Source organism: Sphingomonas faeni, assembly GCF_040407495.1.
GTDB classification, from domain to species: domain Bacteria; phylum Pseudomonadota; class Alphaproteobacteria; order Sphingomonadales; family Sphingomonadaceae; genus Sphingomonas; species Sphingomonas faeni_D.
Genome location: NZ_JAPZPP010000001.1, coordinates 683,424 through 706,134 on the forward strand (window position 1 = coordinate 683,424; position 22,711 = coordinate 706,134).

Consider the following 22,711-nt stretch of genomic DNA (forward strand, 5'->3'; position numbering starts at 1 on the left):
AATGCATCGCACGCGAGCGATCGACGCGGCGAGGAACAGCATCAAGCTGGTGCTGGTGAACATGTCGGCGAACGGCCTGATGGCGCGCTGCGAAGGCAATGCCGTTGCGGGCGATGTCTTGCAAATCCATCTGCCGATCCTCGGTAGCGTCGACGCGGTGGTACGCTGGTCGCTTGGCGGCCGAATCGGCTGCGAACTGGACCGGACGATCCCGCTTTCCGAGTATTACGGCATGCTGGCGGTGATGACCCGCAACAGCTGACGGATCAGCCGGCGCGGACCAGCACCACGCCACCTATCACCAGCGCAACCCCCGCCAACCGCGCCACGCTGATCGGCTGCTGGCTGAGCCCGAGCAGCCCGAACCGGTCCAGGATCAGCGCTGTGACGAGTTGGCTCGCGACCGCCAGCGTCAGAGCCGATGCGAGGCCCAACCGAGGCGTCGCATAGGCGAGCGCGGCGACGAAACACGCACCGTACAGACCGCCCAGCCATGCCCAGCCCGGCGCGCCCTTCAATGCCGCCGGCATCGTCCGATCGGTTGCCGCCCAGACGCCCAACAGCGCGATCGTCCCGACCGCGAACGACACCAGCGACCCGAGCCACAGCGAGCCGGACGCTTTGACCAGTGCGGCGTTGGTCGGTGGCTGGATCGCAAGCCCGATACCCGCGAGAAGAACGACGAAAATTGGGAGCAGGGCAACCATGGCGGGTCCGTGAGCGCTTGCCCCGTACAGGTCAACCCGAGCGCAGCAGCGCCACGCCCGCGTCTCGATCGAACAGGTACAGCGCGGTGCGCGCCGCCTGCCCCCTTGGCCCCTCCAAGCCACCGTCGCGATCGATCAGCAGGCGCGCGTCGTCGTGCGCGCCTTGTAGGAGGTCGGCCATCATGTCGGGGGTCGCGAGCCGGAACGCCATCTCGCCCGATTGCTTGGTGCCGAGCAGTTCGCCGGCACCGCGGAGGCGGAGATCCTCCTCGGCGATGCGGAAACCATCGTTGGTCTCGCGCATCAGCGCGAGACGCGCGCGGGATGTTTCGCTCAGCGACGACCCGCGCATCAGCAGGCAGATCGATCGCCCGGTGCCGCGCCCTACCCGCCCGCGGAGCTGGTGGAGCTGTGCGAGGCCGAAGCGGTCGGCGTGCTCGATCACGATCAGCGTCGCGTTGGGCACGTCGACGCCGACCTCGATCACGGTGGTCGCGACGAGGACGGACGTGCGGGCGGCGGAGAACTCGGCCATCACCGCGTCTTTCTCCGCCGGCTTCATGCGACCGTGGACAAGTGCCACCTTGTCGCCGAACCGGGCGCGCAGCGTTTCCGCGCGCATCTCGGCGGCGGCGAGGTCGCTCTTCTCGCTCTCCTCGACCAACGGGCAGACCCAATACGCCTGCCCACCGTCCGCCAGATGCCGACCGAGCGCATTGACCACGTCGTCGAGCCGGTCTTCGGAGATCACGCGCGTCTCGATCGGCTGGCGGCCCGGTGGCATCTCGTCGAGGCGGCTGACGTCCATCTCGCCATACTGCGCGAGCGTCAACGTCCGGGGAATTGGCGTCGCAGTCATCGCCAGCAGATGCGGCGGCGCGACACCCTTGGCCTGCAACGTCATCCTTTGCGCGACGCCGAAACGGTGCTGCTCGTCGACCACGACGAGGCCGAGGTCCTTGTAGCCGACCGCGTCCTGGAAGATCGCGTGCGTGCCGACGAGGATGTCGATCTCCCCGCTCGCCAGCGCCATCAGCGTCGCCTCGCGCACACGGCCCTTGTCGCGACCGGTGAGCACGCCGATCTCGATCGGCAGGCCGGCGAGCGTCTTTCGCAGCGTCTCGTAATGCTGGCGGGCGAGAATTTCGGTCGGCGCGAGCATCGCCGCCTGCGCGCCCGCCTCGACCGCGATCAGCATCGCCATCGCCGAGACGAGTGTTTTGCCCGAACCGACATCGCCTTGCAGCAGCCGCAGCATTGGCGCGGTCTGCGCGAGATCGCCCTCGATCTCGCCGACCGTCCGTGATTGCGCGCCGGTCAGCGTGTAGGGCAGTTTCAGCATGTCGCGCAGCCGCCCGTCGCCTTGCAACGCCCGCCCCCGCCGTTTCCGCGTGTCGGCACGGACCAATGTCATCGCCAACTGATTCGCGAACACCTCGTCATACGCCAGCCGCTCGCGTGCCTTCGCGTCCGAGGGGTCGGCGTGGATGCGCTCCAGCGACTCGTGCCAGCCGGGCCATTCGCGTTTCGCCTTCAAACCGGGTTCGATCCACTCGGGCAGGTCCGGCGCGCGCGCGACCGCTTGTGTTGTCAGCGCTGCCAGCCGCCGCGACGTGAGGCCTTCCGACAGCGGATAGATCGGCTCGCGCTCGCGCAACTCCTCGTCCGGCTCGACGATGTCGGGATGGACGATCTGCAATTCCTGCCCGTATTCGTCCAGCCGCCCGGAGACGCGCTTGGCCTCGCCGATCGGGAGGAGCTTCTTCGCCCAGCCAGAGCTGCCGCCGAAGAAGACGAGGCTGACGTCATTGCCGTGCCCGTCGGTCGCCTGCACCCGAGTCGGGCCGCGGCCCGCGCTGATCCTGTAGTCGCGCGGCGTCAGCGTGATCGTGATGATCCGCCCGGCATCGCTCGACATCAGCTCGGTGCGTGGCAAACGATCGACGTACCCCGTCGGCAGATGGAAGGCGACGTCGACGACGCGCGCGAGCCCGAGCCGGTCGAGCGGCTTGGCGAGCGCGGGCCCGACCCCCTTCAAGACGAGGGTTTCGGCGAACAGCGGATTGAGGATTTCGGGTCGCATGACTATCTGGCCTCTATAGCCTAGCCGACGGCCGCTGCTACGGGTCCCTGCAAGTGTTTTGCCGGGGTCCCGCCAGCGGTCGCCGGCTGTTCGTGTTTGGAGTTCGAAATGGACCACGAGACCCGCCTCAAGCGCCTGGGCTTTCGCAGCTCGCACCGCGGCACGCGCGAGGCCGACATGATGATCGGCGGCTTCTTCGAAACCTATGGCCGGACGTGGACGCCGGAAGAGCTCGACTGGTTCGAAACGCTGCTGGAGGAACAGGACGTCGACATCATGGGCTGGGCGATCGGCTCGATCGTCTGCCCGCCCGAGTGGGACGGCCCGATGATGCAGGCGATGCGTGACATTAATTACGTGACCGTCGTGAAGTAATCTTCTGCGCCCCTCCCTGGAAGGGAGGGGTCGGGGGTGGGTCGGCCGCTTGGCGGTCGTGACACGCGCCTCATACCAACCCACCCCCAGCCCCTCCCTTCCAGGGAGGGGGGAGTTCGAATGCCAGACCTCAAGACGATCCTTTCCGCGACGAGCCCGCTGATCCTCTCGGGCGTGCCCTCCGGCTTCCAGCCTTCGCTGCTCGCCGATCTCGCGCGCGCCGCGAAAACTCGCGCGGTGTTCATCGCGCCGGACGATGCGGCGATGCGTGCGGTCGCCTCGACCGCGGCGTATTTCGCGCCCGATCTCGAAGTGCTGAGCTTCCCCGCCTGGGACTGCCTCCCTTACGACCGCGCCTCACCCACGCTCCGCATCATGGCCGAGCGTGTCGCCGCGCTCCAACGCCTGCAAGGCAAACCCAAGGGGCCGCAGCTTCTACTCACCACCGCCAACGCCGCGACCCAACGCGTCCTCACCCCGTTCCGCATCCGCCAACTCGTCGCGAGGCTCGCCCCCGGCGAACGGATTGGTCGCGACAAGCTCGCGATGCTGCTCCAGGCGAACGGCTATGTCCGCACCGACACCGTCCACGATCAGGGTGAGTACGCGGTGCGCGGCGGGATCGTCGATCTCTACCCGTCGGGCGAAGACCACGCGCTCCGCCTCGATTTCTTCGGCGATGAGATCGAGAGCGTCCGCACGTTCGACGCGGCGGACCAACGCACCACCGGCCGGATCGACGGCTTCGTCCTGCTCCCCGCCTCCGAGGCGCTGCTCGACGAGGACTCGATCAAGCGTTTCCGCACGCGCTACCGCGACGCGTTCGGTGCGACCGCGACCGGCGATCCGATGTACCAGGCGATTTCCGAAGGCCGGCGGATCGCGGGCATGGAGCATTGGCTGCCGCTGTTCGAGGAGAAGATGGCGACGCTGTTCGACCATCTCGGCGCCGACGACGTGGTGGTCCGCGATAACGGCGTCGCGGCGGCGGTCGAAAGCCGGCTCGAATCGATCGCCGACTATTACGAGAACCGCAAGCGCGCCGAGGCCGCGCAGCCCGGCAGCTACCGCCCGATGCCCGCCAAGGCGCTCTATCTCGACGCGCAGGAATGGTCCGGCGGGGTCGAGGCGTTCGCGGCGCACATCACCTCGCCGTTCCACGAACCGCCGAGCGACACCGTGCTCGACTTCGATGTCGACGGCCCACGCGACTTCGGACCCGAGCGCGCGGCGCAAGCGAACATCTACGAAGCCGTCGCCGACCACGTCGAGAAGCTCAGGAAACAAGGCCGCAAGCCGATCCTCGCCAGCTACTCGATCGGTGCACGCGAACGCCTGGGGAGCCTGCTTGCCGATCACGGGATGAAAGGCGGCAAGCACGCCGAGACCTGGCAGGAGGCGCTCGGCATCGCCGATACCGCCAAGAGCTTCGGCGTCGCGCTGATCGTCCTGCCGCTCGATCACGGCTTCACCGCGCCGGGGATCGCGGTGCTCACCGAGCAGGACATGCTCGGCGACCGTCTCGTGCACCGCAAGAAGCGCAAGAAATCCGCCGACGCGTTCCTCGCCGAACTCGCGACGCTGACGCCGGGCGATCTGGTCGTCCACACCGAGCACGGCATCGGGCGGTACGAGGGACTGACCTCGATCCCGGTCGGCCAGAGCCCGCACGACTGTGTCGCGCTCAGCTATGCCGGCGGCGACAAGCTGTACGTGCCGGTCGAGAATATCGACGTCCTCTCGCGCTACGGTTCGTCCGAAGAAGGCGCGACGCTCGACCGTCTCGGCGGCGAAGGCTGGCAGCGCCGCAAGTCGAAGATGAAGGAGCGGATCCGCGAGATCGCCGGCGAACTCATCGCGACCGCCGCCGAGCGGGCGCTGCATCCGGGCGACGTGCTCGAACCCGATGCGAGCGGCTATCCGAGCTTCGTCGACCGCTTCCCGTACGAGGAAACCGAGGATCAGGACCGCGCGATCGAGGACGTGCTCGGCGATCTCGCCGCGGGCAAACCGATGGACCGACTGGTGGTCGGCGACGTCGGCTTCGGCAAGACCGAGGTCGCGCTCCGCGCCGCATTCGTCGCAGCGATGGGTGGCAAGCAGGTCGCGATCGTCTGCCCGACGACGCTGCTTGCGCGCCAGCATTACAACAATTTCGTCGCCCGCTTCGAAGGCTTCCCGATGAACATGGGCCGGCTGTCGCGCCTCGTCACCGCGAGCGAGGCGAAGGCGACCAAGGAGGGGCTCGCAAACGGCACGATCGACGTCGTCATCGGCACGCATGCGCTGCTCGCGAAGAATATCGACTTCAAGCGGCTCGGGCTGGTGGTGGTCGACGAAGAGCAGCGCTTCGGCGTGACGCACAAGGAGCGGCTGAAGGCGCTGCGGGCGGACGTCCACATGCTGACGCTGACCGCGACGCCGATCCCGCGCACGCTGCAGATGGCGATGTCGGGGATCCGCGAGCTGTCGGTGATCCAGACCCCGCCGGTCGATCGCCTCGCCGTGCGGACGTACATCATGCCGTTCGACCCGGTCGTGCTGCGCGAGGCATTACTCCGCGAGCATTACCGCGGCGGGCAGAGCTTCGTCGTCACGCCGCGCGTCGCGGACCTGCCCGAGATCGAGGATTTCCTGCGCGAACAGGTGCCCGAGATCCGCTTCGTCGTCGCGCACGGCCAAATGTCGCCGACCGAGGTCGAGGAACGCATGTCGGCGTTCTACGACAAGAAGTTCGAGGTGCTCGTCTCGACCACGATCATCGAGAGCGGGATCGACATCGCCTCCGCCAACACGATGATCGTCCACCGTGCCGACCGCTTCGGCCTCGCGCAGCTGTACCAGTTGCGCGGACGCGTCGGACGGTCGAAGACGCGCGCGTATGCGTATCTCGTGACGCCGCCCGAGCGGCAGATGACGGTGACGGCGGAGAAGCGCCTCAAGGTGCTGTCCGACCTCGATTCGCTGGGGGCGGGCTTCCAGCTGGCGAGCCACGATCTGGATATCCGCGGCGCGGGCAACATGCTCGGCGACGAACAGACCGGGCACATCAAGGAGGTCGGGTTCGAACTCTACCAGGCGATGCTCGAGGAGGCTATCATGGACGCCAAGGCCGGCGGCATGACCTCATCGCGGCCGCGCGATTTCTCGCCGCAGATCACGGTGGATGCGCCGATCCTCATACCCGAGGATTATGTGCCCGATCTCGACCTGCGGATGGGGCTGTATCGCCGCCTCAACGATCTCGACGAGGGCCAGGAGATCGAGGCGTTCGCCGCCGAGATGATCGATCGCTTCGGCCCGCTGCCGGATGCCACCGAGAATCTGATCAAGGTCATCGAGATCAAGCTGAACGCGAAACGCGCGTGCGTGTCAAAGATCGACGTCGGGCCGAAGGGCGTGCTGGTCTCGTTCCACGACGACAAGCCGCCGAACATCGACAAGCTGCTCGCGTATGTCGAGCGGCTGAACGGGGTCGCGCGGTTGCGGCCGGACAGCAAGCTGGTGCTGCAACGGGCGTGGGGCGATCCGAAAGCGCGGCTGCACGGGGCGCTACAGCTGTCGAAGGGGCTGGCGAAGGCTGCGGGATGAGTTCTTAGCCCTCTCCCCTTCGGGGAGAGGGTTGGGTGAGGGGCGCCGCGCGCGATGCCCTCTATAACAGCCCCTCACCCCACCCTCTCCCCGAAGGGGAGAGGGAGCAGCGCTACGAAAAAGGCCGGACTACCCTGGGTAGCCCGGCCGTTTTGACATCTCGAAGGTACCGCTTACTTCGGCAACACGACGCTCGGTCCGATGCTGTCGACAACCTTCCGCGCATCGAACGCGCGGATGTTGTCGCGCGGGATCGGGCCCTTGCGCATCACGATCTCGGCGGTCGCTTCATACCGATCGATCGTGCGGACATCGAAGTCGTTGCCCCACGGGCCGCCACCGAAACCGCCATAGCCACCGCCGAAACCACCACCGAAGCCGCCGTACGGGCTCCAGTTGCGCCATCCGAAGCCGCGGCCGTAATAGCGCCACGATGGACCCCAATAGCCGCCGAAACCGCCATAGCCGAACCCGCCGCCGATTCCCGGTGTCGAGTAGGTCCGCGACTGGAGGTTGGTGTCGCGGTCGGCCATCAGGTAATAGTCGTAGCCGTTCTGCAACGTCAGCTCGGCCGCGCGGAAGAAGAGGTAGCGCTCGACGGTATCGCGCGACGTGACGCTGTTGCCGGCGAAGCTGACGAGGAAGCGGCCGGGCTCGACCTGGCGGTCGCTATAGCCGGTGCGGTTGAACCCCTGCCCCGTCGCGGGGCGATAAGCGGTCTCGGTCGCGCATCCGGCCAGCAGCAGCGCGCCCGTTGCGAGCGCTGCGAATGCGACCTTGCGACCCGGTGTCTTGAACATGGTGTCGTCTCCGTTCGCGGCGAATGCGGCGAAACGCCGCTTATTAGCCGTCAATGGTGGAACGGTTGATGAACGGGATCGCTCCAATGCGCCACCTTGCTGACTCATTTTTCATGATCTGGGTCAGTCGCCGATGACGTGAAGCGCGAGCGTGCGGCGATGTGGGCGACGGCGGTGCTCGAACAGGTAGATGCCCTGCCACGTCCCGAGCGCGAGTCGCGCGTCGATCAGCGGGATCGAGAGCTGGACCTGGGTGAGCGCGGTGCGGAGGTGGGCAGGCATGTCGTCGGGGCCTTCGTCGTCGTGTTCATAGTCACGCGATTCGGGGGCGATGCGGGCGAAATAGGCTTCGAGGTCGGTGCGGACCTCGGGGGCGGCATTTTCCTGGATCAGGAGGGAGGCGGAGGTGTGGCGACAGAAGATCGTGAGGAGGCCTTCGACGAGGCGTTGTTCGCGGGTCCAGCGGACGATCTTGTCGGTGACGTCGACGAGGCCTTGGCGGGTGGTGTCGATGGTTAGGGTCGTGGTGGCTTGGCGCATGGGTGGGTAACGATCGGTAGGAAGAGTTGCTCCGTGTCCCTTTCCCCGGGGGTTGCCGTTCCCCCGCGAAGGCGGGGGTCCAGGAGTTCCATAGGCCATCGCCGGTAGGCTGGACTCCCGCCTTCGCGGGAGAACCGGAGGGGGCAGTATATGTCTTAACCACCCCGGCGGAGGCCGGGGCCCAGTTAAGGGACGTCGCTAACTACGGGGACGCCCCGTTACTGCGACCTTTCCAACTAAGTCCCGGCCTCCGCCGGGGTGGTACAAGTCAGGAGGTCGCAGCGTCAGTCTGTCAGCCCCTCAAACAGCCCCGTGGCACTGCTTGTACTTACGCCCCGACCCGCACGGGCACGGCGCATTACGGCTGACCACGCCCTCCCAGTTGGCGGGATCCTCGCCGATATCGGCCTCCTGCGGCTGCGGGATCTGCAACGGCGGCATCGTCGACGTGATGTGGCCACGCGTACCCGCATCGAAATCGTTCGTATCATCCTCGCCCGTGAACGGGTCGAAATGCGTCGTGATGAAGTCCGGCAACTCAGGCAGCCCGACCGGCGCCTGCATCTGGAACTGGGCATGCGCGATCGTCTTGGTCACGTCCTCGCGGATCGTCTCGAGCATCCGCTGGAACAGCGAGAACGCCTCCTGCTTATACTCGTTGATCGGCGTCTTCTGCGCGTACGCGCGCAGATGGACGACCTGGCGCAGCGCATCGAGCGTCGCGAGATGCTCCTTCCAGTGATGGTCAAGATTCTGCAACAGGATCGACTTCTCGACCGACGTCCACGTCTCCGCATCGAGATCCGCCGACTTCTGCGCGATCGCCTCGTCCGCCATCGCGCGGACGCGCTCCTCGATCACCTCGGGGTCGACCGACTCCTCCAGTAGCCACGCCTCGATCTGCGGCTCGAGGTTCATCACCTCGGCGAGCCGAGTCTTCATCCCCGCGACATCCCACTGCTCGGGATACGAATTGGGCGGGCACGCATCGCCGACGATCACGTTGACCGTCTCCGCGCGCATATCGGTCACCACATCGCCGACCGTATCCGCATCCATGATGTCCGCACGCTGCTCGTAGATCACCTTGCGCTGCTCGTTCATGACGTCGTCATATTCGACGACCTGCTTGCGGATGTCGTAGTTGCGCGCCTCGACCTTCTTCTGCGCAGTCTCGATCGCCTTGCTCAGCCACTTGCTGCCGATCGCCTCGCCGTCCTCGATATTGTTGCGCATCATCTTGGCGAACAGCGTGTCCGGCCCGAAGATGCGCAGCAGATCGTCGTCGAGGCTGAGATAGAAACGCGACAGGCCCGGATCGCCCTGACGCCCCGAGCGCCCGCGCAGCTGGTTGTCGATGCGCCGGCTCTCGTGCCGCTCGGTGCCGAGCACGAACAGGCCGCCCGCGGCGAGCACCGCCTGCTTCTCGGCCTCGATCTCGATCGTGATCCGCGCCGCCGCCTCGTCATATTCGGGCGTGCCCTCGACCAGCTCCGGATGCTCGTCGAGCATGCGGAATTCGAGGTTGCCGCCGAGTTTGATGTCGGTGCCGCGGCCCGCCATGTTGGTCGCGATCGTCACCGCGGACTTGCGCCCGGCCTGCGCGACGATGTGCGCCTCCATCTCGTGGAAGCGCGCGTTGAGGACCTTGTGATCGACGTTCTCGCCGACCAGGAACTCGCTCAGCATCTCGGACTTCTCGATCGACACCGTGCCGACCAGCACCGGCTGGCCGAGCTCGGCGTGATGCTTGATCTTCTTGGCGATCGCCGCGAACTTGTCCTTGGTGTCCTTGTAGAACTCGTCTTCCTCGTCGACACGCTTCACCTCGACATTGGTCGGGATGCTGACGACGTTGATCTTGTAGATGTCGTAGAATTCGGCCGCCTCGGTCGCCGCGGTGCCGGTCATGCCGCCGATCTTGGGGTACATGCGGAAATAGTTCTGGAACGTGATCGAGGCCATCGTCTGGTTCTCGGGCTCGATCTGGACGCCCTCCTTCGCCTCGACCGCCTGATGCAGGCCGTCCGACCAGCGCCGGCCGTCCATCATGCGACCGGTGAACTCGTCGATGATGATGACCTTGCCGTCCTTGACGATGTAGTCGATGTCCGACTTGAACATCACGATCGCGCGCAGCGCCTGGTTGAGGTGATGCACGACCTGCGTGTTCTCGAAGTCGTACAGGTTCTGCCCCTCGAGCAGCCCCGCCGCCTCGAGCATCCGCTCGACCTTCTCGGTGCCGTCCTCGGTCAGGATGATCGTCTTCTGCTTCTCGTCCTTGTCGTAGTCGATCGGATCGAGCTGCTTCACGACCGCATCGACCTGCATGTACAGTTCGGACTTGTCGTCGGTCGGACCCGAGATGATCAGCGGCGTGCGGGCTTCGTCGATCAGCACCGAATCGACCTCGTCGACCACCGCGAAGTTGAACGCGCGCTGCGTCATCGCGCTGCGTTCGTACTTCATGTTGTCGCGGAGATAGTCGAACCCGAACTCGTTGTTGGTGCCGTAGGTGATGTCGGCGGCGTAGGCGGCACGGCGCTCCTCGTCGGACAGGTTCGGGATGATGACGCCGATCGTCATGCCGAGGAAGGTGTAGACCTGCCCCATCCACTCCGCGTCGCGCGCCGCGAGGTAATCGTTGACGGTGACGACGTGGACGCCATCGCCGGGCAGCGCGTTCAGATAGGTGGCGAGCGTGGCGACGAGCGTCTTGCCCTCGCCCGTGCGCATCTCGGCGATCTCGCCACAGTGAAGGACGATGCCGCCGACCATCTGGACGTCGTAATGGCGCTGGCCGAGCACGCGGTGGGCCGCTTCACGGACGGTCGCGAACGCCTCGGGAAGGAGGTCGTCGAGCTTTTCGCCCTCTGCAAGGCGCGCGCGGAACTTGACGGTCTGCGCCGAGAGTTCCTCGTCGGACATCGCCTGGAGCGACGGCTCGAACGAGGCGATCTTGGCGAGGATCGGGTTGAGCGACTTAACGTAGCGGTCGTTGGACGAACCGAACAAGGATTTGGCGAGGCCACCGAACATGGGCTGATTTCCTGAAGTTGAGACGCGGCGGCACACGGTGGGCGCACGCGGAAGCGGATCGCTCGGATCCAAAGGTTACGATAAGGTCACACCAAGACGCTATTCGCGGCGGCGCTCTGCCCATAGCGGAAGCGAGACGACGGCAATGGTGCGCAGCGTGGTAGCGACCGCAACTTGAAGAAGGGCAGGAAGGCCAGATACGGGCCTTATTAAGACCTTGGCAGGCGTTGCTGCTATCGACTGCGAGCAAACGTTGCCCTGCACCACTGCCTGGGCGGACTGCCCACGCATACCCGGCACCGCACCGGTCAGCGCGGAGAGCAGGGCAGAGAGGAGTAGCAGCAGGTTCATGCGGAACCGACTTTATGCGAACACGTCGTCAAGGTCCATCCGTCGTCCGGCGATCATTTCCCGAGGAGCCGATAGGCGATGCGCAGCCGATCCTGCACCTTGATGGGCGCGCCCTGATGCTTGACGAACCGCTCGGCGCCGTCGCAGAGATCCGCGGCTTTGGCATCGTCGTCCTCTGTCGTCGCGGCGACCAGCGTCGAGACCGGCGTGCAATTTGTACGCAGGCCATCGGGCTGGACGACGAACTCGCTGCCGACGTCCTGGACCGATGTCATTCCGGTCGGCATCGGTCCTGTCAGGGGGGCGCTCTGCCCGACGATCCGATCGATCAGCACCAGGGCCTCGACGTCGCCCGGAGGCGAAATCTCGGGATTGCCGCCGAACATCGATGCGAACAGCTCCCGAAACCCCGCGCACATCGTCGTGGCTTCGATCCCAACGTTACCGGGCACCGTGCGAAGTTCGCAGCGTTTGATCATGGCCTTGTTGGAAATCAGCAGCGTCAACCGCTGCCCGGCACTCTCCAGCGGGCTGGGCGGCGGCTCCGGCAGGATCCAGCGAACCTTGAGCTCATACGTCCCGGCAACCGGCTTGCCCGCCGCATCGCGTGCCGGTGCGAACGACGTCCTGCGACCCATGATGATCCGACACGTCCCCGTATCGAGCGAGGTCGAATTCGAGGACGTCACGATCCGGCATCCAGTCACTGCACCCAGCGGATCGATCGCCAACTCGGCGATCACCGTCCCGTCTTCCCGCGCGGTGGCGGCTAGCGGCGGATACGAGTCGGACCCGAACAGCGTCGCCAGTTCGGCAGGTGGCTTCGGCGCGACCGGATCGCCAGCCGCGCCAGCCGGTCCATGCGCGAGCAACGCCAGGCCCGCGACAACTCCGTACAGCCTCACAGACAAATTCCCCCAGAAATGATCCGGTCCGCAACCAAGCCGTTGCGGCCGCCCGACACAAGCGGCAAATGGCAGGCATGACCGAGTCCACATCCCCCCTCGCCCTACCCTTCCCCGCCGCGCCCGCGATCGACGGCGTCGCGCTGCATATCGCGCGGGCGCGATACAAGACCTGGGATCGTTGCGACCTGACGTTCGTGACGCTGGAGCCCGGCACGGTGGTTGCGGGTGTGCTGACGACGAGCAAGTGTCCGTCGCCCGAGGTGGAGTGGTGCCGTGCGGCGCTGACGCTTGGCCAAGCGCGCGCGCTTGTCGTGAACGCAGGAAACTCGAACGCGTTTACAGGCTCGCGCGGCCGGGCAGCGGTCGAGGCGATCGCGGCGCGGACGGCGGCGCATCTCGGGTGCCAGCCTTCGGACGTGTTCGTGTCGTCGACCGGGGTGATCGGGGTGCCGTTGCCGATCGACAAGGCCGAAGCCGGGTTGGACGCCGCGTTCGCCGCCGCGCCGTGCGGCTGGGAAGACGCCGCCGCGACGATCATGACCACCGACACCTTCACCAAGGGCGCGGTGACGACCGCGGTGATCGGCGATCGCACGGTCACGCTGGTCGGGATTATCAAGGGTTCGGGGATGATCGCGCCGGACATGGCCACGATGCTGGGGTTCATCTTCACCGACGCCGCGGTCGAGCCGGAATTCCTGCAAGCCGCGTTGTCGAAGGCGAACGCGCCGAGCTTCTCGTGCATCACCGTCGACAGCGATACATCGACCAGCGACACCGTGCTGGCGTTCGCGACAGGCAAGGCCGGTAACGTCGCGCTGGCGGACGATGACAGCGTGGGAGCGGATGCATTTTGCGCGGCGTTGGCGGACCTGTGCCATCAACTCGCCCTGCTCGTGGTTCGTGACGGCGAAGGTGCCCAGAAGCTGATCGAGATCCAGGTAACTGGCGCGGACAGCGACCGCAGCGCGCACCGCATTGCGATGAGCATCGCCAACTCGCCGCTGGTCAAGACCGCGATCGCGGGTGAGGATGCAAACTGGGGGCGCGTGGTCATGGCGGTCGGCAAGGCCGGCGAACCAGCCGATCGCGACACGCTGTCGATCCGGTTCGGGAATACGCAGGTTGCCGAAGGTGGCTTAGCGCTGAGCGGCTACGACGAGGCGCCGGTCGCCGAGCACCTCAAGGGCCACGAAATCGAAATCGGCGTCGATCTTTCGCTAGGCGAAGGCCGGGCCACCGTTTGGACCTGCGACCTGACACACGGTTATATCTCGATCAACGCCGACTATAGGAGCTGAAACACCTTACGCCGCCACCCCAGCTTTCGCGGGGATGACAGCGGGAGTTTAGCTTAGGCCAGTTCGCCTTCAAGCCACGCCTTCAATCGACCCTTGGGCTCCGCGCCGACCTTGGTCGCCGCCGGTGCACCGCCCTTGAACAGGATCATCGTCGGGATGCCTCGGACACCGTACTTGCCGGGCGCGTCGGGGTTCTCGTCGATGTTGAGCTTGGCGATCGTCACCTTCTCGCCGAGTTCCTCCGAGATTTCCTCGAGCGACGGCCCGATCATCTTGCACGGGCCGCACCATTCCGCCCAGAAATCGACGAGCACGGGGCCGTCGGCGTTCAGTACGTCCGCATCGAAGCTGGCATCGGTGATCTGCTTGGTCGCCATCGTGAATTCTCCTTGGTTGAGACGTATCTAAGGTCGCTCGCGTGTGCGCTCAACCACCGGGGGGCTAGCTTTGCTCCGTTGGCCGATAGTGCGGCTTGTTCGCGGCCAGCGTCTCGTCGTCCAGCACGATCAACCGCGGTCCGGCCGTGTACAGCAAGGCCGCCTCGACCGATCGGCCGGGGAAGATCACGCTCAAGGCTTCGGCATAGGCCGCCATCTGCCTCAGATGGTATTCCGGGACGTCGTCGAGGCCGCGCGGTGCGCGGCGGCCGGTCTTGAAGTCGACGACACGGATGCGGTCTGCCTCGATCAGCAGCCGATCGACCGTCCCCGATACGACCATGCCGTTCGCGAGGGTCGCGGCGATCGGCGCTTCGGCCAACGTATCCGCGCTGAAAAGCCCGGCAAAGCGCGGGTCGTCGAGCACGGCGACCACGCTCTGCACGATTTCGGACCGTGCGGCGGGATCGTCGACGCCGCCTGCTTTCGCCAGCCAGCGATCGGCTGCCGTCTCGCGCTCAGCGGCAGCAACCGCCGGCAGGCGCTCGAACAGCGCATGGATCAACCGGCCGCGCTCCGCCGCGACGCGCATCGCTGGCGTCGGCGGTGGATCGGACACCGCGTCGTCACCCAGCGCAGACGGTGACAGCGGACGAGGCGGACGTGCTTCTTGCGGTGCGGGTTCGTGCGCCCAAGCCGGCAAATGCGCATTAGCGGCAATCTCGACCGAAGCCGAAGCCTTGGCGATCACCGCGGGCTGAGGCTCGACCCCGGCGAACGTCCGCGCGCCCTCGCCCATCGGCACTTCGAGTGCCGTCAGTGCCCGATCGGACGCAGCGTACCAGCTGTTCTCCGGCGGCACCCCCTTCGCGCGAGGCCCGAGCGCACCGGCGATCACCAGCCGCTCCTCGGCGCGCGTGGCGGCGACGTAGAACAGCCGCCAATGCTCCTCCAGTTCGCGCTGCTCGGCGGCCGACACGACGGCATCCAGCGGCCCGCCCCGCTCGCTCGACCGCGGCCGGAACACCGGGATCGGCGCGGCCCCCGGCTCGGGCGCCCATTTCAGGATCGAGCGTGGCGCCGCCGACGGATCCGCCGTCGCATCCGCGAGGATCACCAGCGGCGCCTGCAACCCCTTGGCGCCATGTGCGGTCATCACCCGGACCGCGTCGAGCGGGGCCGACGGATCGCGGACGATCTCGACATCGCCGCGGTCGAACCAGTCGAGGAAGCGCTGCAATGACGGCGTCGTCGTGCTCTCGAACGTCAGGGCGGCGTTGAGCAGTTCCTCGATCGGATCGCGCGCCTCGGTCCCGAGCCGGCGGATGAGTTTTCGGCGACCGTCGAGCGGGCCGGAGAGCAACTCCTCCAGGAACTGGTACGGCGTGGCGATGTCGGCTCGCGCAAGCATCGCCAGCAACGGGGCGAGCCGCGTGGCGGGTTGCGTGCGTTGCAGGTGGCGCCATAGCGGCCCGGCCTCGCGCGGAGCCGCCGCCATCAATTCGTCCTGCGTCCAGCCGATCAGCGGCGACACGAGCAGCGCGGCGACGCTGAGGTCGTCCTCGGGCTGCAACACGAAGCGGATCGTCGCGAGCAGATCCTGCACCGCGAGCGGCGCGTTCAGCCTCAAGCGATCGACGCCCGCCACCGGCACGCCCTCGGCATAGAGCCGCGCGACGATCAGCGAGGCGAGGTCGCCGCGTCGCTTCACCAGGATCATGACGTCCTCGGGCCGCAGCCGCCGCCCCTTGCTCTCCAGCATCAGCCCGGTCTCGGGCGCGAGCCAGCCCTTTACCGCGCGCGCGATATCGCTCGCGAGTTTGCGCACCGCGTCGTCGACCCAGCCTTCTTCGTCGTCATCGCTACCGCCAGCCGAGACCGGCGGCCACAAGGTCACGGTGCCAGGCCCGGCGACCTCGCTGGCGTGCTGTTCGACCTCGCCTGCGATCCCGAGCCCCGGCTCGCCGATCGCATCGATCGCCGCATCGACGAACTCCAGCACGGTTCGCGTCGACCGGAACGAGTGGCGGAGCGACAGTCGTGCCAAGGGGAGCCCGCGCTCCTCCTCGGGCCAGTCGTCGTCGCCCTCGGCCTCGCTCGCACGGCGGCCGAAATACTGTTCGGCCGCCTGGAAGTTGAGCGGATCGGTGCCCTGGAACCCGAAGATCGCCTGCTTGTAATCACCGACCGTGAACAGCGTCCGCGTCGACGGCGCATAGATGCCGCGGCCGACGAAGAACTCGTCCGCCAGCGCGCGGACGATCCGCCACTGATGCCCGTTGGTGTCCTGCGCCTCGTCGATAAGCAGGTGTTCGGTCGCCTGGTCCAGCTTGTAGCGGACCCACTCGCCGATCCCGGGCTGGTCGAGCAGCGCCACCGTCGTCGCGATCAGGTCGTCGAAATCGACCGCTCCTGCGCGGCGCTTGGCCAGCGCATAGCCGCGAGCGTAATCGCGCCCGACCTCCAGCCCGTCGGCGAGCAGGTCGCAGTACGTCGCGCGCTGGACCATCGACAGTACGTCGGTGCACGCCTCACCCAGGTCACGCGCAAGGACTTCATAGTCGGGCTCGGCATCGATCAGTTTCTTCGAGGCTTTGCGCTGCGTGCCCGTGCCGGTCAGCACGACGCTGGCGAGCTCGTCCAGGGTCGCCGCGCGATCCTCGGAGTCGAGCCAGCGCTGCACGGTTGCCGCCGCGGCCTGGCCGGTAGCGGTCCCCCAGGCGCGATTGGCCGCCGCGATCCGCGCAATCGCATCCAGATCGAGCGCGTCGCACCATTCCGCGATCGCCTCGTCGATATCTCCTGACGGAAGCCCGAGTTCACGTCGCAGCCGGGGCTGGATGCCGACTGGGAGGGCCTCCAGCGCGGGCAGCGCGCGCGCGCAGGCGAGCAGGAACGCCTCCGCGCCGCCCTCGCCCATTCGCAGCGACAGCCGCCCGACGATCTCGACCGGGCGCTCGCGTCCTTCGCGCTCGGCGTCCGACAGCATCGACGCCAGAGCTTCACGCGCGAGCCCCGCCTCTTCGCGCGCTTCCAGCGGTCGGAAACCCGGCGTCAGCCCGGCCTCTACCGGGAACGCGGCAAGCAACCCCTGGCAAAACCCGTGGATCGTCTGGATACGCAAGCCCCCGCCCGGCGCGTCGAGCACCTTGGCAAACAGGGTGCGGGCACGGTCCTGCAATGCCTGCACCGGGCTCTCGCCTAGCGCGATCAGGTCCGCCGCCAGCGCCGGCGCGGGCATGCGCACCCATGCGGCGAGCCGCCCGTTGATGCGCTGCGCCATCTCCGCCGCGCCCGCTTTGGTGAAGGTGAGGCAAAGGATCGCGCCGGGATCTACGCCGCGCAATAGCAGTCGGAACACGCGGGCGGCCAGCACCTGCGTCTTGCCGGTGCCGGCTGACGCCGACAGCCAGACGTGCGAGGCGGGGTTGCTCGCATCGGCCTGCGCGCCCCTCAGCCGGGGGAGCGTGGCGAGCGCGTCACCGCTCACGGCCATACCATTCGTCGCGTCGCATCAGCTGGTCGTACTCGGCATAGGGGGCGTATTCGGGCACGAGTTTCGCGGTGAACGCGGCGCTGCCGGTCAGCCATTCGCGGACGACTTCGGTGAAGTTGTGCGCGGCGATCGCGGTGAATTCGGTGGTCGGGATCTTGTCGCGCTTGCCATCGGGATCGACAGGGCTCTCGATATAGCCGAACGCGTCGCGCTTCTTGCCGAGCGACCAGTATTCGAACGCGCCCGCGGTGCCGCGGACATCCTTGAACCCGCCGCGTTCGGCGATCAGGCCGAGCAGCCCGAGTTGGAGGCTGTAGCCTGCGCGAACAGCGGTGGGCGAAGGGGGTTTGCCGGTCTTGTAGTCGATCACCGCGAGGCGCCCGTCGGGCAGCTTGTCGATGCGGTCGTAGCGACCTGACAAGGTCACGCCGGCGATCTCGATCTTGCCCTTGCCCTCGGCGCTGGCAACCGTCCGGCCGTCCTCACCCTGCGCGACTATGGCGCCGGCAATCCAGTCGATCGCCTCGAGCAGGCGCGGCTGCCACAGCGCGCGCATCATCGGATGCGTCCGCTCGTCGTCGAGCATCGCTTTCGCGCGCAGCCGCAGCGTATCGACGGTGCAGTTGTCCTGCTTCCACCATTGCTCGAGAATGTCGTGCACCGCCGTCCCGCGCCACGCGGCGCTGGGGTCTGCGTCGACCGGATCGAGCGGCATCAGCCCCAGCACACGGCGCGCATAGAAGGCGTAGGGATCGGCCTTCAGGCGATCCACCTCGGTGACGGAAATGGCTTTCGGGCGGAGCAGCGCTGGCGGCGACGGCGCGGGGCGGTCGGCGGGCAGATGCTCGCCCGGATCGTCGAGCGCGCGCGTCCAGCCTTCCAGCGCCGACGCGCGTTCGAACCGATCGCCTGCGAGCGCCTGCAACCGCAACCAGAGACGCGAGGCCAAAGCGGGTGACTTCGCATCCCTGCGTGTCCGCGTGACTACCGCGCGCGGTGCGCCTAACGCCTGCGCAAAATCATGCGCAGCTGTACCGACACGCCGTTCCAACCCCGGCAGCCCTAGCTCCATCCGGATACGCGGCGCCAGCCAAGGATCTGGCGCAGGCCTCCCCGGCCACACGCCTTCGTTCAGCCCGCCTAGCACCATGACGTCGGCGGTCTGCAACCGCGCCTCGATCAGGCCGTAGATCGCGAGCCGTGGGTGGCCTCCCGGCGCCGGCCGCACCGCGACCTCGTCGAGCAGCGTTCGCAACAACTGCGGCAGTTCCCGCGGATCGATCTGCGGCGGTCCGGCTGGGGCTTCGGCTTCAAGATCGGCAAGGAACTCCGCCGCCGCACGCCCTGCAAGCCCCGACCAGAGATTGTCGCCGCACAAGGTCTGCGCCGTCTCTCGCAGGCAGGCGAGCACCGACGCCAAGGGCTGCGGCCCCTGATCGAACGCGTTCGCCAGCGGCGTCAGCAGAGGCTGGACGTCGGTCCACCATGTCGCCGCCGTGCCTTTACGCTCCTCCAGATGTCCGGCAATCCCGTCGAGCCCTGCCGCTGGCCGTGGTCCTCGCAGCCGTCTGTCGAGCGCTCGCGCACCATCGAGCCACAGCAGGCGGTCCTCGCCCGCGCGAACGAGCGGATGCTTCAGCAATGCCAGCAGAGCGAGCGGGGAAAAGCGTTGCGCTGCCGCCTCAGCCAGCGCCAGCAGCAACGTCCCCGGCGGCAGAATCGACAAAGGCCTTCCCGCGCTGTCGTCGATGCCGATGTTCCAGCGCCCGAGATGCGCGGCTACTCGTCGCGCCAAGGCTCGATCCGGCGTGACGAGCGCGGCGGTCCGCTCGCGCACTTCCAACGCCTCGCGTAGGACGAGCGCGATCGCTTGCGCTTCCTCGGCGGGCGTTGCGAGTTCGGCGGCGGTCACGCCCTTCAAGCGGCGATCCTCCGCGGCGATCTGCGTCCATTTGCCGGTGAAGTCCGCGGGCGCCAGCGCGTTGGCGATCGCGCGGCCACGCGCGGGGTCGGCGTCATGCCCGCCGCCCTCGCGCCAAGTCTGCACCTCGCCTCGGGCGACGCCCATGCGCAGGAGCATCAGCTTGGCATCGAACTGCGGATGCGTCTCGATCGAACGACGCGTGAGGCCGGTGACCGGATGCGGATCATGCGGGCCGAGCGCGTCCCATTCCTCGTCCGGCAGCGCGAGGTCGAGGCCGGCGAACACTACCATGCCCTGCGGCATGTCGGCGATGCAGCGGAGCAGGCGCGCGACCGCGGGCGCGGAATCGGTCACGCCTGCCGCGCAGACGATCCCAGCCGGAGGCGCATTCCGCCAGCGCTGGGCAAGCCGGTCGAGCAACGCCGAACGCCTTGTCGCCGCATCGATCCGATCAAGCCGTGCGAGTTCACCCGGCCAGCGTTGCAGGACGATCTCGAACGTCGCCAGGGCGCGACGCCAGTGTTCGGTCAGTTCGGGCCCAAGCTCGATATCGCGCAGCTTGATCGGCGGCACTTCCTCGACCAGCAACTGATCGAGCGTCCGTGCGAGTTCGCCCGCGAGGCGCACCGCTTCGGCGGCATCGACCGGATGACCTTCGCGGGCGCGCTGTTCCGACACCAGTCGGGCGAGGATCATGCGTCGCTGATAGGGCGGTACCGCGGGCAGCGGCGGATCGATGTCGTCCGCCGGATCGAGCGCGGCGCCAACCGCTTCGCCCATCTCCGGATCGCCCAACGCCACAAGCCGCGGGAGGACGAGCCCGCCGCCGCTCGCGCGTACGAACGCCTCGGTGACAGCCTTTACCGCGCGGTTGTTCGGAAGTACGACCAGCGCGCGGGCGAGCGCCAGCGGATCGCGCCCCGCCCGCCGGGTCAGTCCGGCGACCAGCGCGTCCGCAAACGCGCGGTGCGCGGGGATCGTGTAGAGCGTCGAGCGATCCGCCGTGGCGACGTCAGCCATCCGCGAGGATCGCCTCGGTCTTCGGGATCGCGGCGGGCGTCCCGACGTCGAACCACAAGCCCTGGTGGACCTGACCATAGGCGCGCCCGGCGGCGATCGCGCGGTCCCAGAAGATGTTGGTCGAGAACGGTCCCTCGGGCCAGTCGGCGATCAATCGCGGATGGATCATCTGGATGCCGGTATAGGCGAAAGGCGCGAGCCGACCGGACTTGCGACGTCCGCTGATCTGGCCATCGGCGGCGAGATAGAAATCGCCCGGCCCGCGGTGGTTGTTGGCACGCGCGAGCGGCACCATCAGCAGCAGCGCGTCCATCTTGGCGTCGTCCCAACGCGACGCAAGCAGCCTGATCGCGTCGACCGGGCCGTCGATCCAGAGGTTGTCGCTGTTGACCACCAGCACCGGCGCGTCGCCGAGCAGATGCCGCGCCTGAACGAGCCCGCCGCCCGTCTCCATCAGCATTTTCCGCTCGTCGGAGATCACCACGTTGATCCCCGCGAACCGGTCGGTGACGTGCGCCTCCAGCGTGTCCGCGAGGTAATGCACGTTGACGACCGCGCGCTTGATCCCTGCCGCCTGCAAGCGTTCGAAGACGTGATCGATCAGTGGTTTCCCTGCGACCTGCACCAGTGGCTTGGGTCGCGTCGCGGTCAGCGGGCGCATCCGCTTGCCCAGTCCGGCCGCCATCACCATCGCCGTTTCGGGCACGATTCCACGAGGGACAGGGCGGATCGTCTGCTGGCGGCTCACGCGCTCAAGGCCAGCGGATCGCCGCGCAACTCTGACGGCACATTCGCCGCGAACCATGCCGCGACCGGTGCCATTACCGGCTGTGCCAGATCGCGCTCCAGATAGGCCCAGACACGCGGGCACATCGTCGCGTAATGCGGCTTGCCGTCGCGCTTCCAGAGGCGCGTGAAGATGCCGAGGATCTTCGCATTCCGCTGCGCGCCGAGCACGTGATACGCGTTCATGAAACCTTCTCCCGCATCGGTAGCCGCGCGATAGCGCGCGAGCATCGCCGCCTCGACGGTAGAATCGACCGTCCGCCGCGCGTCCTGCAACAACGACACGAGATCATAGGCCGGATGCCCCGCGAGCGCGTCCTGGAAATCGAGCAGGCCAAGCGATCGCTCCGGCCCGACGAGCATCAGGTTTTCGGCATGATAATCGCGCAAAACCGTGACCGGCGTCTCGGCGATGGCGTGGTCGAATACCGACTCCCAAGCCGCGTCCCACCCAGCAAGATCTGCCTCGATTCCAACCGCCGGGCAGTACCATTCGACGAATAGCCCTGCCTCGCGCTTCAGCACGGCGCGATCATAGGGGGGGACCGGTCCAGCGGGTTCGGCGCGCAGCCGCACCAACAAGTCGATCGCGGGCGCATACAGCGACAGTTCTTCGTCCGGTGAAGCATCGACCGCCTCGCGCAGCCGATCGTCGCCGAAATCCTCGATCAGCACGAGCCCCTGGTCGAGGTCGCATGCCAGAATAGCTGGTGCCGCGAAGTCGCGTTCGACGAGCCACTCGGCGACCGTGATGAACGGACGGGGATCTTCGTGCGGCGGTGGCGCGTCCATGAGGATCGCTTGCCGCCCTGCTTCGATCGCGCGGAAATAGCGGCGGAACGAGGCGTCGCCGGCGACCGGGAGGATCTGCGCCCCACCCCAGCCATGAGCGTCGAGAAAAGCGGCGGCGCCGGGCGGCGGGGTCATGTCGGCCATCGCGACCTCCAAGCTTCCGGGACTCCCACTGTCAAGCTGCGCGTGCCATCTGGCTCGATCGTCAGGCTGAGCCGAAGCGCATCCGGCCAGTAGTCGGGGCCTGCGCGCTCGGGCCATTCGACGAGCAGCAGCGAATCGTAGCGCGCATCGTCGAGCGCTAGTTCCTCGATTTCGGCGGGGTCGTCGATGCGGTAGAGGTCGACGTGGAGGACGGGGAAGCGCACTTCGGGCGGCTCGTAGGGCTGGACGATCGCGAAGCTGGGCGATGGCGCTTCGCCGGCGAGGCCGAGTGCGGCGAGGACTCCGCGGGCGACGCTGGTCTTGCCCGCGCCTAGCGTGCCTTCGAGGGTGATGACGTCGCCCGGGCGGACGCGGTCGGCCAATAGCGCCCCGAACGCTTCGGTCGCTTGCGGATCGGATAAGTGGATAGTGTGCATTAGCCCTCTCCCCCTCGGGGAGTGGGTTGGGTGAGGGGCT

General features: G+C 67.2%; 17 protein-coding genes. 4 read left to right on the top strand and 13 right to left on the bottom strand.

All coding sequences use genetic code 11. From position 1 onward, the window contains the following. The first annotated feature begins 1 nt into the window (after window position 1). Window positions 2-262 carry a PilZ domain-containing protein gene (locus O6W96_RS03240; protein WP_353468219.1) on the top strand — a complete coding sequence of 87 codons (261 nt, stop codon included), beginning with the start codon at window positions 2-4 and terminating at the stop codon, window positions 260-262. A gap of 4 nt (window positions 263-266) precedes the next feature. On the opposite strand, the gene O6W96_RS03245 is transcribed toward O6W96_RS03240, so the two are convergent. Next, entirely contained in the window at window positions 267-707 is a 441-nt protein-coding gene (locus O6W96_RS03245; RefSeq protein ID WP_353468220.1) for a DMT family transporter, read from the bottom strand. Window positions 708-738: 31 nt separating this feature from the next. Beyond that, complete coding sequence (gene recG / locus O6W96_RS03250; protein WP_353468221.1) at window positions 739-2,790, bottom strand: ATP-dependent DNA helicase RecG; 2,052 nt, start codon at window positions 2,788-2,790, stop codon at window positions 739-741. 108 nt (window positions 2,791-2,898) lie between these two features. Here recG and O6W96_RS03255 point away from each other — a divergent pair, with 108 nt between their 5' ends. Next, entirely contained in the window at window positions 2,899-3,165 is a 267-nt protein-coding gene (locus O6W96_RS03255; RefSeq protein ID WP_353468222.1) for a succinate dehydrogenase assembly factor 2, read from the top strand. A gap of 120 nt (window positions 3,166-3,285) precedes the next feature. Beyond that, window positions 3,286-6,756, top strand: a complete 3,471-nt coding sequence (gene mfd, locus O6W96_RS03260) for a transcription-repair coupling factor (protein WP_353468223.1) — start codon at window positions 3,286-3,288, stop codon at window positions 6,754-6,756. 173 nt (window positions 6,757-6,929) lie between these two features. Here the strand turns inward: mfd and O6W96_RS03265 are convergent, their stop codons facing one another. The 5 genes from O6W96_RS03265 to O6W96_RS03285 all read right to left on the bottom strand — a co-directional run bounded on the left by O6W96_RS03265 (window position 6,930) and on the right by O6W96_RS03285 (window position 12,391). After that, window positions 6,930-7,556 carry a CC0125/CC1285 family lipoprotein gene (locus O6W96_RS03265; protein WP_353468224.1) on the bottom strand — a complete coding sequence of 209 codons (627 nt, stop codon included), beginning with the start codon at window positions 7,554-7,556 and terminating at the stop codon, window positions 6,930-6,932. A 123-nt stretch (window positions 7,557-7,679) separates the two neighbouring features. Next, window positions 7,680-8,096 carry a secondary thiamine-phosphate synthase enzyme YjbQ gene (locus tag O6W96_RS03270; protein ID WP_353468225.1) on the bottom strand — a complete coding sequence of 139 codons (417 nt, stop codon included), beginning with the start codon at window positions 8,094-8,096 and terminating at the stop codon, window positions 7,680-7,682. A gap of 300 nt (window positions 8,097-8,396) precedes the next feature. Further along, window positions 8,397-11,135, bottom strand: a complete 2,739-nt coding sequence (gene secA, locus O6W96_RS03275) for a preprotein translocase subunit SecA (RefSeq protein ID WP_353468226.1) — start codon at window positions 11,133-11,135, stop codon at window positions 8,397-8,399. Between the two features lie 99 nt (window positions 11,136-11,234). After that, window positions 11,235-11,486, bottom strand: coding sequence for a hypothetical protein (locus tag O6W96_RS03280; protein WP_353468227.1), 252 nt, complete (start codon window positions 11,484-11,486; stop codon window positions 11,235-11,237). A 53-nt stretch (window positions 11,487-11,539) separates the two neighbouring features. Next, on the bottom strand, window positions 11,540-12,391 hold the full coding sequence (locus O6W96_RS03285) for an energy transducer TonB (protein ID WP_353468228.1): 852 nt from the start codon (window positions 12,389-12,391) through the stop codon (window positions 11,540-11,542). 77 nt (window positions 12,392-12,468) lie between these two features. Here O6W96_RS03285 and argJ point away from each other — a divergent pair, with 77 nt between their 5' ends. After that, window positions 12,469-13,695 (top strand): bifunctional glutamate N-acetyltransferase/amino-acid acetyltransferase ArgJ, encoded by a 1,227-nt coding sequence (argJ, locus tag O6W96_RS03290; protein WP_353468229.1) that lies wholly within the window; start codon window positions 12,469-12,471, stop codon window positions 13,693-13,695. A gap of 53 nt (window positions 13,696-13,748) precedes the next feature. Here the strand turns inward: argJ and trxA are convergent, their stop codons facing one another. The 6 genes from trxA to tsaE form a co-directional block, all read right to left on the bottom strand. After that, window positions 13,749-14,072 carry a thioredoxin TrxA gene (gene trxA / locus O6W96_RS03295; protein WP_055877560.1) on the bottom strand — a complete coding sequence of 108 codons (324 nt, stop codon included), beginning with the start codon at window positions 14,070-14,072 and terminating at the stop codon, window positions 13,749-13,751. Window positions 14,073-14,136: 64 nt separating this feature from the next. After that, a complete protein-coding gene (gene addA, locus O6W96_RS03300; RefSeq protein ID WP_435372171.1) occupies window positions 14,137-17,568 on the bottom strand; it encodes a double-strand break repair helicase AddA in 3,432 nt (1,143 codons plus the stop codon). Next, window positions 17,552-20,512 (bottom strand): double-strand break repair protein AddB, encoded by a 2,961-nt coding sequence (gene addB / locus O6W96_RS03305; RefSeq protein ID WP_353468231.1) that lies wholly within the window; start codon window positions 20,510-20,512, stop codon window positions 17,552-17,554. The genes addA and addB overlap by 17 nt, the downstream gene beginning before the upstream one ends. After that, on the bottom strand, window positions 20,505-21,203 hold the full coding sequence (locus O6W96_RS03310; protein WP_435372184.1) for a nucleotidyltransferase family protein: 699 nt from the start codon (window positions 21,201-21,203) through the stop codon (window positions 20,505-20,507). The genes addB and O6W96_RS03310 overlap by 8 nt, the downstream gene beginning before the upstream one ends. 53 nt (window positions 21,204-21,256) lie before the next feature. After that, a complete protein-coding gene (locus tag O6W96_RS03315; protein WP_353468508.1) occupies window positions 21,257-22,225 on the bottom strand; it encodes an aminoglycoside phosphotransferase family protein in 969 nt (322 codons plus the stop codon). Then, window positions 22,222-22,671, bottom strand: coding sequence for a tRNA (adenosine(37)-N6)-threonylcarbamoyltransferase complex ATPase subunit type 1 TsaE (gene tsaE, locus O6W96_RS03320; protein ID WP_353468233.1), 450 nt, complete (start codon window positions 22,669-22,671; stop codon window positions 22,222-22,224). Before tsaE ends, O6W96_RS03315 begins: the two co-directional genes overlap by 4 nt. Window positions 22,672-22,711: the final 40 nt, after the last annotated feature.

Excerpts from the sequence above, each read along its gene's own strand:
- O6W96_RS03240 (WP_353468219.1), top strand. The coding sequence starts at position 2 with ATGCATCGCACGCGAGCGATCGACGCGGCGAGGAACAGCATCAAGCTG.
- O6W96_RS03245 (WP_353468220.1), bottom strand. The coding sequence starts at position 707 with ATGGTTGCCCTGCTCCCAATTTTCGTCGTTCTTCTCGCGGGTATCGGG.
- recG (WP_353468221.1), bottom strand. The coding sequence starts at position 2,790 with ATGCGACCCGAAATCCTCAATCCGCTGTTCGCCGAAACCCTCGTCTTG.
- O6W96_RS03255 (WP_353468222.1), top strand. The coding sequence starts at position 2,899 with ATGGACCACGAGACCCGCCTCAAGCGCCTGGGCTTTCGCAGCTCGCAC.
- mfd (WP_353468223.1), top strand. The coding sequence starts at position 3,286 with ATGCCAGACCTCAAGACGATCCTTTCCGCGACGAGCCCGCTGATCCTC.
- O6W96_RS03265 (WP_353468224.1), bottom strand. The coding sequence starts at position 7,556 with ATGTTCAAGACACCGGGTCGCAAGGTCGCATTCGCAGCGCTCGCAACG.
- O6W96_RS03270 (WP_353468225.1), bottom strand. The coding sequence starts at position 8,096 with ATGCGCCAAGCCACCACGACCCTAACCATCGACACCACCCGCCAAGGC.
- secA (WP_353468226.1), bottom strand. The coding sequence starts at position 11,135 with ATGTTCGGTGGCCTCGCCAAATCCTTGTTCGGTTCGTCCAACGACCGC.
- O6W96_RS03280 (WP_353468227.1), bottom strand. The coding sequence starts at position 11,486 with ATGAACCTGCTGCTACTCCTCTCTGCCCTGCTCTCCGCGCTGACCGGT.
- argJ (WP_353468229.1), top strand. The coding sequence starts at position 12,469 with ATGACCGAGTCCACATCCCCCCTCGCCCTACCCTTCCCCGCCGCGCCC.
- trxA (WP_055877560.1), bottom strand. The coding sequence starts at position 14,072 with ATGGCGACCAAGCAGATCACCGATGCCAGCTTCGATGCGGACGTACTG.
- addA (WP_435372171.1), bottom strand. The coding sequence starts at position 17,568 with ATGGCCGTGAGCGGTGACGCGCTCGCCACGCTCCCCCGGCTGAGGGGC.
- addB (WP_353468231.1), bottom strand. The coding sequence starts at position 20,512 with ATGGCTGACGTCGCCACGGCGGATCGCTCGACGCTCTACACGATCCCC.
- O6W96_RS03310 (WP_435372184.1), bottom strand. The coding sequence starts at position 21,203 with ATGGTGATGGCGGCCGGACTGGGCAAGCGGATGCGCCCGCTGACCGCG.
- O6W96_RS03315 (WP_353468508.1), bottom strand. The coding sequence starts at position 22,225 with ATGACCCCGCCGCCCGGCGCCGCCGCTTTTCTCGACGCTCATGGCTGG.
- tsaE (WP_353468233.1), bottom strand. The coding sequence starts at position 22,671 with ATGCACACTATCCACTTATCCGATCCGCAAGCGACCGAAGCGTTCGGG.